The sequence below is a fragment of the Chitinophaga alhagiae genome (assembly GCF_003568665.1).
GTDB classification, from domain to species: Bacteria; Bacteroidota; Bacteroidia; order Chitinophagales; family Chitinophagaceae; genus Chitinophaga; species Chitinophaga alhagiae.
In genome coordinates, this window is sequence record NZ_QXMH01000003.1 from 674,095 (window position 1) to 689,662 (window position 15,568).

13 protein-coding genes are annotated in these 15,568 nt (G+C 52.8%); 5 read left to right on the forward strand and 8 right to left on the reverse strand.

All coding sequences use genetic code 11. From position 1 onward, the window contains the following. Positions 1-14: 14 nt before the first annotated feature. From D3A97_RS18905 to D3A97_RS18915, 3 genes are read right to left on the reverse strand one after another with little or no spacing between them, the layout of a single operon-like run. Entirely contained in the window at positions 15-419 is a 405-nt protein-coding gene (locus D3A97_RS18905) for an SGBP N-terminal domain-containing protein (RefSeq protein WP_119080188.1), read from the reverse strand. A 31-nt stretch (positions 420-450) separates the two neighbouring features. Beyond that, positions 451-2,298, reverse strand: coding sequence for a RagB/SusD family nutrient uptake outer membrane protein (locus D3A97_RS18910; protein ID WP_119080071.1), 1,848 nt, complete (start codon positions 2,296-2,298; stop codon positions 451-453). A gap of 11 nt (positions 2,299-2,309) precedes the next feature. Continuing rightward, positions 2,310-5,384, reverse strand: coding sequence for a SusC/RagA family TonB-linked outer membrane protein (locus D3A97_RS18915; RefSeq protein ID WP_198674069.1), 3,075 nt, complete (start codon positions 5,382-5,384; stop codon positions 2,310-2,312). A 697-nt stretch (positions 5,385-6,081) separates the two neighbouring features. Between D3A97_RS18915 and D3A97_RS25260 the strand changes: the two genes are divergently transcribed. Then, positions 6,082-6,213, forward strand: a complete 132-nt coding sequence (locus tag D3A97_RS25260; protein WP_262697057.1) for a hypothetical protein — start codon at positions 6,082-6,084, stop codon at positions 6,211-6,213. Between the two features lie 11 nt (positions 6,214-6,224). Here the strand turns inward: D3A97_RS25260 and D3A97_RS18920 are convergent, their stop codons facing one another. The 3 genes from D3A97_RS18920 to D3A97_RS18930 all read right to left on the reverse strand — a co-directional run bounded on the left by D3A97_RS18920 (position 6,225) and on the right by D3A97_RS18930 (position 8,679). Next, positions 6,225-6,584, reverse strand: a complete 360-nt coding sequence (locus D3A97_RS18920; RefSeq protein WP_119080073.1) for a SnoaL-like domain-containing protein — start codon at positions 6,582-6,584, stop codon at positions 6,225-6,227. A gap of 311 nt (positions 6,585-6,895) precedes the next feature. Beyond that, positions 6,896-7,807 carry a ThuA domain-containing protein gene (locus D3A97_RS18925; protein WP_232826017.1) on the reverse strand — a complete coding sequence of 304 codons (912 nt, stop codon included), beginning with the start codon at positions 7,805-7,807 and terminating at the stop codon, positions 6,896-6,898. A 29-nt stretch (positions 7,808-7,836) separates the two neighbouring features. Further along, entirely contained in the window at positions 7,837-8,679 is an 843-nt protein-coding gene (locus tag D3A97_RS18930) for a tetratricopeptide repeat protein (RefSeq protein WP_157986626.1), read from the reverse strand. Between the two features lie 308 nt (positions 8,680-8,987). On the opposite strand from D3A97_RS18930, the gene D3A97_RS18935 reads away from it, so the two are divergent. Beyond that, positions 8,988-9,284, forward strand: a complete 297-nt coding sequence (locus D3A97_RS18935) for a helix-turn-helix domain-containing protein (protein WP_119080075.1) — start codon at positions 8,988-8,990, stop codon at positions 9,282-9,284. Positions 9,285-9,319: 35 nt separating this feature from the next. Here D3A97_RS18935 and D3A97_RS18940 read toward each other — a convergent pair whose 3' ends face one another. Both D3A97_RS18940 and D3A97_RS18945 read right to left on the reverse strand, forming a co-directional pair. Then, on the reverse strand, positions 9,320-10,513 hold the full coding sequence (locus D3A97_RS18940; RefSeq protein WP_119080076.1) for a copper amine oxidase: 1,194 nt from the start codon (positions 10,511-10,513) through the stop codon (positions 9,320-9,322). Positions 10,514-10,615: 102 nt separating this feature from the next. Continuing rightward, complete coding sequence (locus D3A97_RS18945; RefSeq protein ID WP_119080077.1) at positions 10,616-12,778, reverse strand: GH92 family glycosyl hydrolase; 2,163 nt, start codon at positions 12,776-12,778, stop codon at positions 10,616-10,618. A 231-nt stretch (positions 12,779-13,009) separates the two neighbouring features. Between D3A97_RS18945 and D3A97_RS18950 the strand changes: the two genes are divergently transcribed. The 3 genes from D3A97_RS18950 to D3A97_RS18960 all read left to right on the forward strand — a co-directional run bounded on the left by D3A97_RS18950 (position 13,010) and on the right by D3A97_RS18960 (position 15,397). Then, positions 13,010-13,429, forward strand: coding sequence for a carbohydrate-binding protein (locus D3A97_RS18950; RefSeq protein WP_119080078.1), 420 nt, complete (start codon positions 13,010-13,012; stop codon positions 13,427-13,429). Between the two features lie 75 nt (positions 13,430-13,504). Then, positions 13,505-14,479 (forward strand): glycoside hydrolase family 43 protein, encoded by a 975-nt coding sequence (locus D3A97_RS18955; protein ID WP_119080079.1) that lies wholly within the window; start codon positions 13,505-13,507, stop codon positions 14,477-14,479. A 93-nt stretch (positions 14,480-14,572) separates the two neighbouring features. Continuing rightward, a complete protein-coding gene (locus tag D3A97_RS18960; RefSeq protein WP_119080080.1) occupies positions 14,573-15,397 on the forward strand; it encodes a universal stress protein in 825 nt (274 codons plus the stop codon). Positions 15,398-15,568 lie beyond the last annotated feature (171 nt).

Consider the following 15,568-nt stretch of genomic DNA (forward strand, 5'->3'; position numbering starts at 1 on the left):
CATGGTATTACTTTTTATTGCTTGACGGTAATAAAAATGCTGTACGTTTTTCTCACCTGGCGGTTGCCAGACACTACCGTGTACTGTTTGGGATTGGCCAGGTCAGAGAAGTCTACCTTGCCGGTCACTTTCGGGTCCAGCTTGGCATCTGTTACCAGGGAGAACTGCGGCCAGAGGTTTTTCAGGTCTGTACCGTAAAACACTTCTACGTTAATGGTGCAGGCCGTAGTATCTATCACCGCGTTCTTTGTTCTCACCGTCTGGAAATCCGCTCCCAGCAGTTCAAAGTTGCTCACATAACATTCCGCGCGGGAAGTGATCAACAGCCCATCTTCATCCACCGGTTTGTCTTTGGTGCAGCTGCTCCAGGCAAATGCAACCAGCAATGTCAGCGCGGCTATGGAAATATATTTTTTCATTTCATTCATTTTTTAGAAGTTCAGGAATCGCTTACAGCCAGGGTGTGTTCTGCGTCAGGTTCGGGTTACGGTCACGCTCGCCGGGCGGTATCCGGAAAATATAGTTCTGCTGGTACGTTCTTTCCGGTGTGTTCTGATAGTACCGCTGCTGGTTGGCGCCGTGCGTATCCCTGCGCCAAAGGCCTGCACCGCCGGGAGGGCCCCATACTCTTTCCAGCGCTCTCCACCTGCGGAGGTCAAAACCACGCTGGCCTTCGCCCAGCAGCTCCACAATACGCTCCTGCTCAATGGTCGCAAAAAACGTTTCTTTGGAAGCCGTTTTGGCCGCAGATAACGGCGGCAGGTTACCGCGGTGGCGTACCTTGTTCACCAGCGCAATGGCATCCGCCTGCGGACCGCTAACCTCATTGGTGGCTTCCGCATACATCAGGAACACATCCGCCAGGCGCATCACCGGCCAGGCGTAATCCCCGTCGCTGCGCCCCTGACCGGCATAGTTGCGGAGGAACTTGCGGAATACGTAACCGGAGTTATTGCCGTCTGTGTTATAGGAGGTGTACTTCACCCCATCTATGGTAACGGCGGCGTTCCAGGTTTTGTAAATGAAGGGGCACCAGCCGGTAGATTTCAGGCTGATCATACCGATGCTCATTTCATAATCCCACATAATGGAAGATTTCATCCTGTAATCCCTGTTCAGGTAGCTCTGCGGGTTAACGGCGGAGTTGGGGGCCGTTCTGGCGCCGGGCACGTCTGTAGGGTTCATGGGGATGAGCGGTGTTACAAAATCTCCGGTAACGGTGCTCTGGTACCTGTCCGCAATTTCATAGCGGGGCATCACCCAGCCCTGGGAGCCTTCATGAGAGCGGCCGGCCACATCGCGCATCAGCTCTTCGCCCTGGTTGGTACCCGTGCCGCCGTGAGGGAAAGACATGATCATTTCCGGGTTGCCGTTGGCCACAGGCAGGAAGAGGTAAAAATAGTTGGGCAGCTTTTCCGCCTTGCCCAGCTCGTCAATTTCTCCCGGCTCACCATTCCTGAAGAGGGTAAGGCCAAAATCATTGATCACACTCCGAAAATCTGCCGCGGCAGCCGTGTAGGCAGCCATAGCGGCGGCGGCATCGGGCACAAAACCTTCCAGCTCCGGCCACCCGAAGTTGTTCCAGCAGGCCCAATACAGTTGCAGCTTGCCACGGAAAGCCAGTGCGGCCGGTTTGGAAGCGCGGCCTATTTCCGGGGATTGAAGGGGCAGTTTCTCAAAGGCGTAGGCAAAATCTTCCATAATGGAATCTTTCACCTGGCCGATGGGCATCCTTGTCAGGTTGGCCACCTCATCGTTGCTGGTGACCGTTTTACTGATGTAAGGCACATCTCCCCACATGGAGATCAGCTTGAAATAGCACATGCCCCGCAGCAGGCGGGCCTCCCCAAGAATGCGTTCCATGTTCTCCGTGGAAATACCTTCTTTCCCCATCAGCAGGTTCACGTTATCTATCACCCAGTTGCAACGGTTAATGCCGCCGTAGAGGTAGCGGTACATCTTGTCCCACTTGTCCGCATAACCGGTGGGGTCATAAATACCGCCGGAGCCCTGGTAGGCATCGCCCAGGCGGAGGTCTGTACTGCTCACGGCGCTGCCGCGCACTCTTACGTATTCGCCATGGCCGTCCATCAGGTAATCCCGGTCAAAGAGGGCGCGCATATCGGAGTAGGTACCCATAATGCCCAGGGTGGCGTCTGACTCCGTTTTCCAGAAGTTGGTAAGCTCCAGGTCTACTGTAGGCGCCTGGTCAAGCAGGCCCTTCACACAGCCGGAAGAAAATATGCCCCAGCCTGCCAGCATGCCTATCAAATATATTTTTGCAATTGATCTTTTCATGGTGTTTCGTTTTAAAGCCCAACATTAATACCGGCGGAATAGGATTTATTCACGGGGTATGCATTGCTCCTGTTGCCGGTCACCTCCGGGTCAAGGCCGCGGAAGTTGGTGAGGGTGGCAATATTTTCAGCAGAGCCGAAAATGCGGAAGGAGTTGATGTGCAGCCTTTTCAGGATGTGGCTGGGAACGCTGTAGCCGAGCTGTATGTTCTTTACACGGAGGTAAGCCGTATTGTCCAGCCAGTAAGAGGTCTCTTCACGGTTGCCGCCAATGCCGGCCAGGCGGGGCCAGATGCCGGAGCGGTTGTCCAGGCTCCAGGCGTTGTACCAGTGGTCCCACGTCCAGGCGTAGCGCGCGCCGGCGGGGTTGGTATTGTTGTAGTTATTGGTCACAAAATCTTTGCGGCCGGCAGCGCCCTGCAGCAGTACGCCCAGGTCAAAGTTCTTCCATGACAGGTTGCCGTTCAGCGCAAAGAAAGTAGTAGGCATATCCCGCTGAAAATTGGGATAGGCCTTTTTATCTTCCGCCGTGATCCGGCCGTCCCCGTTCAGGTCTTTCCGCAGAATGTCTCCCGGGGAAGCGCCTTGCGGGGCGGCGTTATACACGTCTTCCCAGGTTTGGGCAATGCCGATGTCTTCATATGTGTACACGAAGTGGTAGGGCATGTCGAGGAAAGTATACCCCTTGGCCAGGAACTCGTTCCATTTTTCCAGCCGTGTGTAATTGTAGGAGGCGTTGGCATTGATCATGTAGTTGAACTGCCCCACCTTGTCTGTCCACGTAAGGTTCAGCTCCACCCCTTTGTTGCGGAGGTTGCCGATGTTCCTGCGGGGCGCATCGTACGCGCCGGTGAGCAGGATAGACATTTCGGAGGGCCGGTTCATGCCGGTGGTGAGGCGGTTGTAGTAGTCCAGCTCTGCCGTGAGGCGGCTGTCAAAGAAACCCAGGTCAAGGCCGATGTTCATTACGGTAGTGGTTTCCCAGGAAAGCGACCTGTTCACCATCTTTTTGTACACCACACCTTTGGCAATATTGTTATCTACAAAATAGTGGTTGGCATCCAGCGTGGTCTGCTGCTCATACCGGTCTACACCGCTGTTGTTGCCGAGGCCCCCGTAAGAGAACCGGAGCTTGCCCTGGCTCAGTATGTTTTTGGTGAAAGCGCTGATGAAGCTCTCTTCTGTAAAGCGCCAGCCTACCGCCACAGAGGGGAAGAAGCCATACTGGCTGCCCGGCAGGAATTTGGAAGAGCCATCGTAGCGGGCGTTGGCCTCAAAGAGATATTTATCGAACGCCGTATAGTTGATACGGCCAATGTAGGAGCGCAGCCCCTCGGTGCCGGAGTTGCCGCCCGTGCTCTGTATCTGCGTGAGCGCCGCATCTATTTCATGCAGGGTGGGGTGCAGCCGGTCATTACGGCCGCTGCCCTGGTACCTGTCATACCAGAACTCTTCGCTGTATACGAACAATGCGCTCAGATCATGGTTTTTTGCGATCTTTTTCTGATAGCTGAGGCGGCCGTTGAGCATGGTTTTGTAACCGGTGTTGGTATAATTGTTCACGCCCGCGTTGTCTCCCACGTACACGCGGCTGCCAAAAGCGCCCGTCTGGAAATTGTACGCGCGGTTGGGCATGTTGGCATTCCAGCGAAAGTCGTTATAATAGTTCAGCGAATAGTCTATACGGCCGGTAAGCCCTTCAATGGGCGTCCAGTCTATGTATGCGGTGGTGTTCGCTTCCTGGCGGTTCTGACGGTTGAGGGTGTTGACGTATACCGTGTAGGGGTTGTACGCCTGCGCGTCTTCGTTATACGCCATTACGCCGCCGTAGTAGCCCGTTTTCGGATCGTACGGCAGAATGCCGGCAATGGCGTACTGCAGGTCGAAGCCGGCGGTATTGGTGCTGTTATCGTCCGTAAACCCGTCTTCCAGCGCGTACACGAATTTGGACCAGTTACCGTTGAAACGCACACCGATGTTCATGTTCTTGCGCAGCTTGTAATCATAATTGAAGCGGGCGTTATAGCGCTTGAAATCATTATTGATCTGCAGCCCTTTTTCGTCCATGACGCCAATGGAGAAGAAGAAGTTGGAATTATCCCCGCCGCCGGAAGCGGACAGGTTATAGTTCTGCAACTGGCCGTTGCGGCTGATGATGTCCCACCAGTTCGTATTCGGAAAACGGACAGCGTCTATCATGCCCAGGGCCATCCACTGATCTATGGTACCGTCTTTAAACAGCCAGTTGGAGCGCAGTTGCCCAACGGCGGCCTGGCGCTGGTGAAGCGTGAGGCCACGCGGGTAATCCGCCATAAAATCCCAGGCCTTGGTGGGTTGGGTCACCGCGTACGTGCCGTTGAAATTCAGCTGTGTTTTTTTCTGGCCTTTGCCAGACTTGGTGGTGATGAGAATAACACCGTTGGCCGCGCGGGAACCGTATACAGATGCGGAAGTAGCATCTTTCAGCACGGATATGCTCTCAATATCATTGACGTTTACCCGGTTGATGTCTACATCAGGCATGCCGTCTACCACTACGAGCGGGTTGGCATTGTTGACCGTACCCAGGCCGCGGACAATGAGGTTGGCGCCATTGCGGCCGGCCATGCCGCTGGATTGCGTAACGGCCAGGCCCGGCACCAGCCCCGAGAGCGCGGAAGAAGCGTTGGGCAGGGAACGGTTGGTGATGGCCTCATCTACCTTTACGGCAGATACGGCCCCCACCAGGTTCACTTTTTTCTGTGTGCCGTACCCTACCACCACTACCTCACCCAGCGCTTTCTGGTCTGTTTTGAGCTGCACCGTTACCGGCGCATTGCCGGAAAACGCCACTTCCTGCCTGGCGTAACCTATGAAAGAAAATTCCAGCACGCCTTCTGCGGCTGTTACCTTCAGGGAAAAGCTGCCGTTAGCGTCTGTAACGGTGCCTGAAGACGTGCCCTTCAGCGCAACGGTTACGCCGGGCAGCGGCGCCTGCGCTTCGTCCGTTACGCGGCCCTTGACCACTCTTTCCTGTTGGAAATAAAGCCCTGGAGAGGCTTTGACGGCAGTTCCCTGCAGCACGCCGGCCAGCGGGATACATGCCATGAATATCCACCTGACGCTCAACCGGCGGGGGGATATTGAAATCGGTAAACAATTGAACATAACGTTTGATTTTAAGTAAGGCAAGAAAAAAAGTTTCCGCGCCGTGTTGAGCACGGCATATAAATCGATAACATCCCTTGTGGAATGCAAACGTTTGCACTTAATGGGCTGCTTTCTGTCTACTGATGATTACACAAGCATGCGTGGAAAAAAAATAAATCGTGATTTAGTTTCAGTTAGAAAATCGGTTTTTTCTGAGACGCGCAATAAAAAGCCGTGGTGGAATTATCCGTTACGAATGAGTCTCAATTAAAGAAAATGGTGTCCGTCTCAATTTTCGATTTTGTTCTTGCGCAGGAGCAGCTACAGATCTTTGTCTGATCTGGCTTTCCGGCCATTCTTTCTCTCTTCCGGTTCTTCATATGGCTACTTTTACGTTTTTCTGACGGGAGGTTTTTCCCCTGGTTTGTTCATGACCAGTTTTACTGTTGTTGGACCCGCATTTTACATGGAATTACAATCGATTGTTATAAAACCATCTTGACGCAAAATAACACTATTTACCCATTTTCAAAAAAAGTATGGGGCGTATTTTTTACATTTAAAGAGAAAGATTCCCGGATGCGGGCGTTTATACTGCAAACGTTTGTTCTTAATTCATAATATCATTTATAGCCTCGCTCCAATAGCCGGCATCATGGCGCAAAGCTGTGACCTTGCCTACGTATACGGCAACACTCACCACACCGGCAAACGGGAGAATTACCTGCGTGTATGGGCACATACTAGTACAGGCTGGAAGTTATTATTGCAGGTATTGAAATGGTGAGGCCCGCCCGTTCACATAAAAAACTGCTCGGAAATAACCTTTCCGTCCTTCACGTGATACACGCAAAGTTCGTTAAACGATGACCGCTCCTGCCCTTTCATGGTCACATCCATTTCCAGCGTAAAAGCGATCACATGGCCGGTCACCAGCGGTTCTGATACTTTGATGCTGTGGGTAGCCTCCAGCATACTGTCAAACTTTCGGGCTTTGGCCATATTAGCCTCCAGGCCTTTGGTCTCTTTTTCAAAACCCGGCATTACGTAGGGTTCAATGCTGATCACATCGTCTGCAAACAATTCCTGCTGGGCCGTCTCAAACTGGCCGTTACGGCACAGTTCCACCAGGCGCGCCGCTATTTGGGGAGTATTCATCAACACTTTTTTATGTTTATCTAGTTATGATTTTCCGCACTGCACTCAAATTATATACAAAAACTACCGTTCAACCTTTAAATTCTACACTTGATTCCGGCGGGTACGTTCATTCTCCACCGGACACCTAATTTTGAGCCTGCAAACCACTGATGCAATCCCAAACATCATCTTACATCCAGGATGTTCTAATCCCAAAAAGCAAAGACCGGGCCCTGGCGCCCGGTCTTCTTTTTCCGGGCTGCTGTATTATTTTCATTTGCTTCAACAGGCCTCTTTTCACCCAAACGCAAGCGTGTTGCGTCCCGCTGTCAGGGCGCATTATCTTCCCCCGCCGCCCAGGCAACGGCGTTGCGGAAAAGCATTTTATAATGTACGTTGTCAAACAACCCGGGAGAATGCCCCATAAAAATATAAACGTTCCTGGCCTTTACGTGCGGGTTTGACCAGATCACCGGATGGTCTCCCATTTTCTTGTGCGAGTCCGGCCTGTAAGAAGACTCGTCTACACTGGCAATCACCTGCACGTCTGGCCGCGGGCTGCGGTTATACGTATACCACTCTTCTTTTTCTATTACAAAAGTGCCCGGAAGCCCCCGCATTACGGGATGCTGCTGATCTTCCACCACTACTCTACCGCTGGCAAACTCCGCTATGTAGTCTTTAAACCGGATATTCCCCATAAACCGGGAAAACCATGGCCACATGGGGTACCCGTCAAATTCTCCCAGCAGCGTGGCATGATGGAAACCTATCCAGCCGCCCTTCCCTGTTGTTATATAGGCTTCAAAGGCCTCCGCAGCCGCCTTTGTCCACCCGTACGGCGGGTAATCCAGCTGGATAAAAAGCCGGTATTGCCGCAGGAAATTTGTATGGATGGGTGTGGTATGCTGAATATAGTCAACCGTAAAACCACTGTCTGCCGCCAGTTTGTTCAGCCAGACGGTGGCAGCCTCCGTGAACCGGATATGATGCCCGCCGGCCTCCGCCAGCACCAGCACCCGGAATTTTGGTGGCCGGGTGGTATTAAAAGACGTACACACGGCTAACAACAATACGGGCAGTATCCGCTTTTTCATGGAGAGTATGATCCCGAAATGCAACGGTTGTACGTGCCGGCAGCAAAAAATATATACTGGCGCCAGGTTCACTACCGTCCACAATATATTGGGGAGCATGTTATACCGCCCGGCAATCTTCCTGATATCAGCATGCGTTTTCATAGCTTCTTGTAAAATAAGCAGCATTTCGCTTATTTGCAATGCAGTGCCAGTTGCTCCGCAGCATATTCCGCCCCCAGCTCCTGCGCCTTTTTCCAGGCGGCGCAGGCATCGGCCAGGTTGCCCATGCTGTGATGCGTATTGCCCATGTTAAAATAAGCTGTGGCGTTATTGCCATCCAGATCAACGGCTTTCCTGAAATCTTCCAGCGCGGCCGCATAGCTGGCGGACAAATTTTTATTCACGCCCCTGTTAATGTACGCTTCAACAAATGACGGTGCCAGCTCAATGGCCCTGTTGTAGTCTTCCAGCGCTTTGGCCCGCAGAAAGATCGCGTCCCGTGCAATACCCCGGGAGTACCATGCATTGGGATTTTCCGGGAAAATACGGATGGCGGAACTGAAGTAAATGATGGCCGCACTGAAATTGCGGTGATGATACGCCTTCAGCGCTTCGTCAAAATACCAGGGCAGGCGGCTATTGTCTTCGTCCGAAAATTCATAGTTACCGGTGCCGGCATCAGTACCGTAACCATCCAGCATACAATCATGCTCATACCCTTTCAATAACAGGTCTATGGCCCAGCACAGCAGGTTGTCCTCATTGAGGGGGAACTGCGGGAATGCTACTGTCAATTCCCAGCCATCCCCTTTCTCCGCCACGGCCGTCACCTTTGCCTGGTAGTACTGCGTAAAAAAGTCTCCCAGCTTTTTAATTTTTTCCTGTTGGCCGGAAATGAAATAAGCATCCAGCACCGCGTAAGCGTACTCCTCAAAACCACTGTCCAGCATGCGTTTATAGATATCCGCCGCCAGCAGTACTTCTTCTGTGAATTTGCGGGCAAACTGGTCCGCGGGAAAAAATCGCTCGTTCATGTGTTTTATTATAAGCCACAAATGTAAGATGAAAAATATCAACCGGTTAGCACGGAGCCGGCAGGGGCCGGACAGCCTGTTGTGCTGTCTGCGGTCTGCTCCGGATGGCGTAGTTTTCCCACCGCAGATCATGCGCATGTCATGCTCTTTCAATGCTTGCATGCGTATCGTTTTTTGCTGCCTGCTTTTGTTTGCGCAAACAGTACAGCAAACTTATTTTCTTTTTCAATCCAAATAATTTTAAATTGATTGAAATAATGATAGCGTCAGTACTTAATTTTAATTCACCATTGTTTAATCTGTTAACTATGCAAATCGGACACAACATCCGCAAAGTGCGCGAGCTGAAAGACCTCACACAAAGTTATGTAGCGCAGCAGCTCAACATTTCAATAGCCGCTTACAGCAGAATAGAAAGGAATAAAACAGGCATCAGCCTGGAACGCCTGCAGCAGATCGCTACGGTGCTGGGTACCCCTGCCGCCGTGATCCTTGATTTCAGCGAGCAGGACGTTCTATCTCCGGCGGCCAGCATACAGGCGCTGGCTTCTGAAATACGCCAGTTGCGGGAAGAGATCAGGGGAGGCAACGCCGATGGAGCATAAAAAAAATCCCGCTTCGTAACGGAAGCGGGATTTTTTTATTGAAGATCAACAGGTACAAAGATCAATGGTGTGGGCAGGCAAGACGCTCCCGGCGGGGAATACGTTATGCGGATGGTCTGCTCTTCTCCATTGGCCGCAGGCTTGAACACCTGTACCAAAATAGCTTCCGGCGCTTTTTTGGTAATAAGCCGGTCACTGGGCAACTGTATGATGCCCTCTTTGAACTTTCCACCGCTTACTACCATGGTATTGGCCATACCACCGCACCACTGGTTATTATCGCTGCGGGAGTTCCAGGTTACCAGGGCCAGCCCTTTACCGTCTGTACTTTTCCACTTCATCTCTATATTGTAGATCACACCGTAGTTACCGGCCAGGTGCGCTACACCGGGCGTGTTTTTTTCCTTGCCCTGTACCCAGGGGTCCAGTTGCCCGTCTGCCACAATGATTTCCTTCACCCCGTCTTTGGTATCATACACGCTGTCTGTTACCACGCGGTAGTTGCTCACGCCAAACACCCCGCGGCCGGCGCCGCTATGGCCCTGCGGCGGCAATACTTTTTTGATGCGCGCCAGTGCCTTCGGGCCGGATGTTTGCAGGTCTGTCTGCAACACGCTGATCTCCCCGGGCTGGTCTATGGTAAATTCATAAAAACCGTGCACCAGCTCATCATACTTCGCTACATATTTTTCCAGTTTTTCGTCAATGGCGATAGCCTGACCGGGTTTTACCGTGCGGATCACGTTTTGCGGCCCGGAAGCGAAATAATCTGCCAGCCCCTGCTTGCCGATCTGGTAATAATTAGTGCTCGGTTTTTGCGAGGAATATTTGAGCATACGGATGTGCATGTCGCCGCGTCCCGTATTCCGGATCACCGCGGTAATTCTCCTGTCTATCTTGGCCGGCTCTTTCACCCCGTTCACGTTATAGACGTACAGCCGTACCGCCCCAGGCTGCACCGGTTCCTGCAATGCAATGGCTTCCGGCACCCGGATGTACTCCGGGTCGTCGGATATGACGTGCTGGGGACCAGGCAGTATGATCTTCTGGTACTGCAGGTCAGGGATCTTCTCGGTCAGGAAATCGGGCAGTAACACAATGCCGCCCTGCTGTGTCTTCAAAATTGCGCGCTGCAGCTCCGGCTGCAGTTCCTGCGCGGCGGCCTGCATGCTGCACATACCGGCTACGGCACAGGTAACGAGGAACGGCTTCCAGTTTGGTTGCTTCATAAAATTATTAAGTTTGACTGTTGACGTGGTTATGACTCCTCAAACTTAATAATTTAATTTAAAAACTGAAAGTATGTTTTTAAATTAAATACCTAACATTGCCTATTGTACGCCCCAGCTCTTGTTCGGCTTAGGGCCCATTTCCAGTTCCAGCGTGCCGCCGGCCATCAATTGCTGGTGGGTGAACTCCGGTTTTTCCAGCGGCTGGCCGTTGAAGCGCGCGCGCTGGATGTATTTGTTCACCACAGAACACTGGCGGGCCAACACGGTAAACTGTTTGTTGCCCGGCAGGCTGATGGTCACTTTCTCGAATACAGGGCTGCCTATGGCGTATACCGGCTTGCCGGGCGTTACCGGGTAAAAGCCCATGGAAGAAAATACCACAAATGCGCTCATGCCGCCACCATCTTCGTCTCCGGGAATACCGAACACATTGTCTTTGAACCAGACGTCCAGCAGGAAGCGGATGCGCTTCTGGGTCTTCCATGGGCTGCCGGTGTAGTTGTAGAGATATGGAATATGAAAACTGGGCTCATTGCCCATTGAATACTGTCCCACCAGCCCGGTAGCGTCCGGGAATACGGCCCAGAACTCGTATTTGCTGCGGCCCAGCCCTTCCCGGTACAGCTTGTCCAACGCGGCCTCCATCTGCGATGCCCCGCCAAATAACTGTTTCAGGCCTTCAATATCATGCTGCACCTGCCATTGATAGGTATAGCCATTGTTTTCGTCATAATAATCCCGGCCGCCCATGCCCCCGTCTATTTTCGGATCTATGCTGATCCAGGCGCCTTTTTCATCTTTCGGCATAAACATGTGCGCACCCGGGTGCCACAGGTTTTTGTAATTCAGCGCGCGGGCGTGGAACTGTTGCTGTTCTGTTTTACGCCCCAGCTCGCCGGCCAGCTCCGCCACCGCCCAGTCGTCATAACTGCCGCCCAGCGTTACGGCCACTGCCTGCCGTTTTTCGAACGGGTGTACCATGGGGTCTCTTTCCTTCTCCCCTTTGTGCAGCGCGGGGTAATACCCTTTGGCGTAATAAAAATCATCCAGCCGGCCTTTGGGGCCGTTTTTCCAGGGCAGCATGGTGGCTTGCGTAGCGTTTTTCAGCATGCCTTCATAGGCTTTGTGAATGTCAAAGTTCTTCAGGCCTTTGCGCCAGGCATCCAGGAAAGTGATGGAAGAATGGAAACCGTTCATGCATACATGGTCCCCGAAAAGCACCGGAAAGGTAGGCATCCAGCCGCTCTGGGCGTACATCTGCACGTAAGAGTGGAGCATGTCTTCCTCCTGCTGCGGATGGAGGATGGTGCGCAGGGGGTGATGGGCCAGGTAGGTATCCCACCCCCAGTCGTCTACATAAAACGGCCTGTCTGACCGGTGTACCTTTTTATCGTACCCGCTGTAGTAGGCCCCGTCTTCGCTGATATTCACCATCCGCTCGTAACAACGGTACAGGGCGGAGTAAAAAGTTCTGCGTTGCGCTTCCGTGCCGCCGCTTACCTGCACCTGGTTGATCACCTGCGCCCAGGCTGCTTCTCCCTGCCGCGCCAGTGTTTCAAAGGTCACTGCCGGCGGCAGCTCTGTTTCATAGTTCTTTTTTGCCTGCTCCGCGCTGATAAAGGAAACGGCGTAGCGGAACTCTACCTCCGGCGTATGAAAGGTGATATGCTGGCCGCTGGCTTCTCCTTTCCCGGAAAAGGCGCCGTACAGGAATATCTTCACGTCATCATGCCATATTTCCATGGCCGTCAGCTCCCGCCCGTTGAACTGCCACCGCTGCAGCCCTTTATTGTAACTGTTGAAAAGCAGGTGGCCGGGCCGGCCGGCAGGGAACAGGAACTGGTAAATACCGGCCTTTTTGCCGGGGGCGTATTTTACGGTGATGTCTTCGTCTACGAGATAGGTTTCGTAGAGCCATGGCCGTATCACCTCCAGGTCATGATCATAGGTGAGAGGCTGTTTCCAGGTATCCGCCTTCAATGTACCGCTGTGCGGTTTCACGGCAAAGGCCTCCCCCAGCCGGTGGCTCACCACCAGCAGCGGGAAACTGGCAATCTGGTCGTCCAGGTAGTCTTTCCTGACGGGAAACATCCGCATGACCTGGTTGGGCAATTGTACGGTGGGGCGTGTTGGCTGCAGCAAATGGCCCACATTGCCCACGGTGGGGTCTACATAAGGTAAAAAGTTACCGGTCTGTGCCAGACAGGTAGCCACGCATAACGTCAGCCATGCTGTACCACCTGCTCTTCGTATCATTTTCATACCTGGGAGCGTTTAATGGGGCACAAAATAACGCCCGGAACTTAACAGGAGAACTAATAACGGACTAATGGCCCATTAATTTCCACATTTTAAGAGAATTAGCCTTTTTTAATGAGGCCCGGGTATGCGGTCAAATTAATATTATTATTTATCTTTATGTAAAATAAACCGGCAGGGCCGTGCAGCAAACCCGGCACCACCTTGCGGCAAACCGAGAAACGGACCTATCCTATGAAGCCTCTTGCATTAGCTGCGCTGGCAGCTATCTTGTTGTTCATTGTACTGCCCGCAAGAGGCCAGTCGCCCGCCCCTGCCCCGCCGGCAGACAAAAAGTTCGTCATGAAAGACGGCGCTTTCCTCGGCTTCAGCCAGGTGAACCTGAGTATGGGCGAAATAGGGTTTGAGGTGCTTGTGTCCAGCAATATCAAGGGCAAATCCGCGCCGCGCCTGGAGTTCAGGATAGACAAACCCAGGGGGCGGGTCATCGGCACGCTGAAAATACCGCATACCGCAGATACCACTTTTGCCCTGAAGCTCACCGGCCAGTTGAAATACGCCATGGGCGTTCATGATCTGTACCTGGTGGCGAAGGGAGACGGGGAGTTCAACATTTCCGGGTTTTCGTTTATCCCGAATTACTGGACGGATTAATGACCGTTGCCGGGAACACATGCCCATAACGGGTACCCCTTTCGCCAATGCCCGCCGTTTTTACTATATTTCGGTATGAAGCAACTGATCCTGTTCACTGCCCTGATAATCACGGCAGCCGCTGCGCCGGCGCAACAAAAGAAAAAAGCCGGCAACCCTGTTTTCCCGGGCTGGTACGCAGACCCGGAAGGCATCATATATGGTAACCGGTATTGGGTGTTCCCTACATTTTCCGCCCCCTACAACCAGCAGGTATTTTTCGACGCCTTTTCTTCACCAGACCTGGTGCGGTGGACGAAACACGCCCGCATACTGGACACTGCGTCCATCAAATGGGCCAGGCGTGCCCTGTGGGCGCCTTCCGTTATAGAGAAAGACAAAAAGTATTACCTGTTTTTCGGTGCTAATGACATCCAGAGCGATGCGGAAAGAGGCGGCATCGGCGTGGCGGTGGCCAGCAAGCCCGAAGGGCCTTATAAAGACCTGCTGGGCAAGCCGCTGATAGACAAGTTCCATAACAAGGCCCAGCCTATAGACCAGTTTGTGTTCAGGGACGTTGACGGGCAGCATTACCTGATATACGGCGGCTGGCGCCATTGCAACATAGCGCGCCTGAACGCGGATTTCACCGGCTTTGTGCCCTTTGAGGACGGCGTTACCTTCCGGGAAATCACACCCGAAAAGTACGTGGAAGGCCCTTTCATGTTCCGCAAAAACGGAAAATATTATTTTATGTGGTCTGAAGGCGGCTGGACGGGGCCGGACTACAGTGTGGCCTACGCCATTGCAGACTCCCCGCTGGGGCCTTTCAAACGCATCGGCAAAATACTGCAGCAAAATCCCGCCATTGCCCGGGGCGCCGGCCACCACTCCGTGATACACGATGCAAAAACAGACAGCTGGTACATTGTGTACCACCGCCGCCCCCTCGGTGAAACAGACGCCAACTCCCGCGAAACCTGCATAGACCGCATGTACTTTGACGGGAACGGCCTCATTAAACCGGTAGCCATCACCACGGAAGGCGTAGACCCGGCGCCGCTGCAATAAACTTTACCGGGCGCGGGTTGTTATTGATGGACATCACTCCCCAATCTGACGGGTATCACCTGCTGCAAAAAGTAAATAACTGAAATTTAAAGCATGAAAAAGATCATTGTTGCCCTGGATGGCCTTAAACTCTCGGATAGCAGCATTCAAACTGCCATACAACTCAGCAAACAGCACCAGGCGCACCTGGTAGGTGTTTTCCTGGACGATTTTACGCGCAACAGCTTTGACGTGGCTCAGGCCCTGCAGCAGAACAACATGCAGGCCATGATAGAAAAAGACCAGCACCTGCGCGATACGGCCGTGAAGCTGTTTGAAGAGCAATGCCAGGCGCAGAAGCTCAACTACACCGTTCGCCGGGACAAAAATTTTGCCATCCAGGACCTGTTACGGGAAAGCATATACGCAGACCTGCTGGTAATATCCGCAGATGAGACCTTTACCCGTTTCAAGGAAGAGCCGCCTACCCGCTTCATCCGGGACCTGCTGGCCGATGTGCAATGCCCGGTGCTGATCAGCCCGCTCAGGGCCCAGCCGCTAGACAAGGTAGTGATGCTGTACGATGGCGCACCTTCTTCCGTATTTGCTATCAAGATGTTTACCAGCGTACTGTCTATTACGCGGTTGCTGCCCACGGAAGTGATTACGGTAAAAGGCCCTGAAGATGACACCCACCTGCCGGAAAACAAACTCATGAAGGAATTTATGCGCCGCCATTCTCCCGATGCTGTGTTTACCGTGCTGAAGGGCGATCCGGAGCAGGCCATCCTTGACAAGCTGAAATCGGAGGGTGAGACCACGCTGGTGGTGCTGGGCGCTTACCAGCGCGGCGCGGTATCCCGCTGGTTCCGCAGCAGCATGGCAGACCTGTTGCTGAAAGAACTGAAATGCCCGCTGTTCATTGCGCATAATAAATAAAGACATTCATCCGGCTGCGCATGATGCGCAGCCGTTTATTTTCCCTCTGCCTTGTAAAACAGACCATAAATTCAACTCCTGCAAATAAATAAGCGCCGCAGACTGCTCTGCGGCGCTTGCCATTCCTATTCGAAACACTAAAATTGAAATGCTATTACTGTTACTAACAAC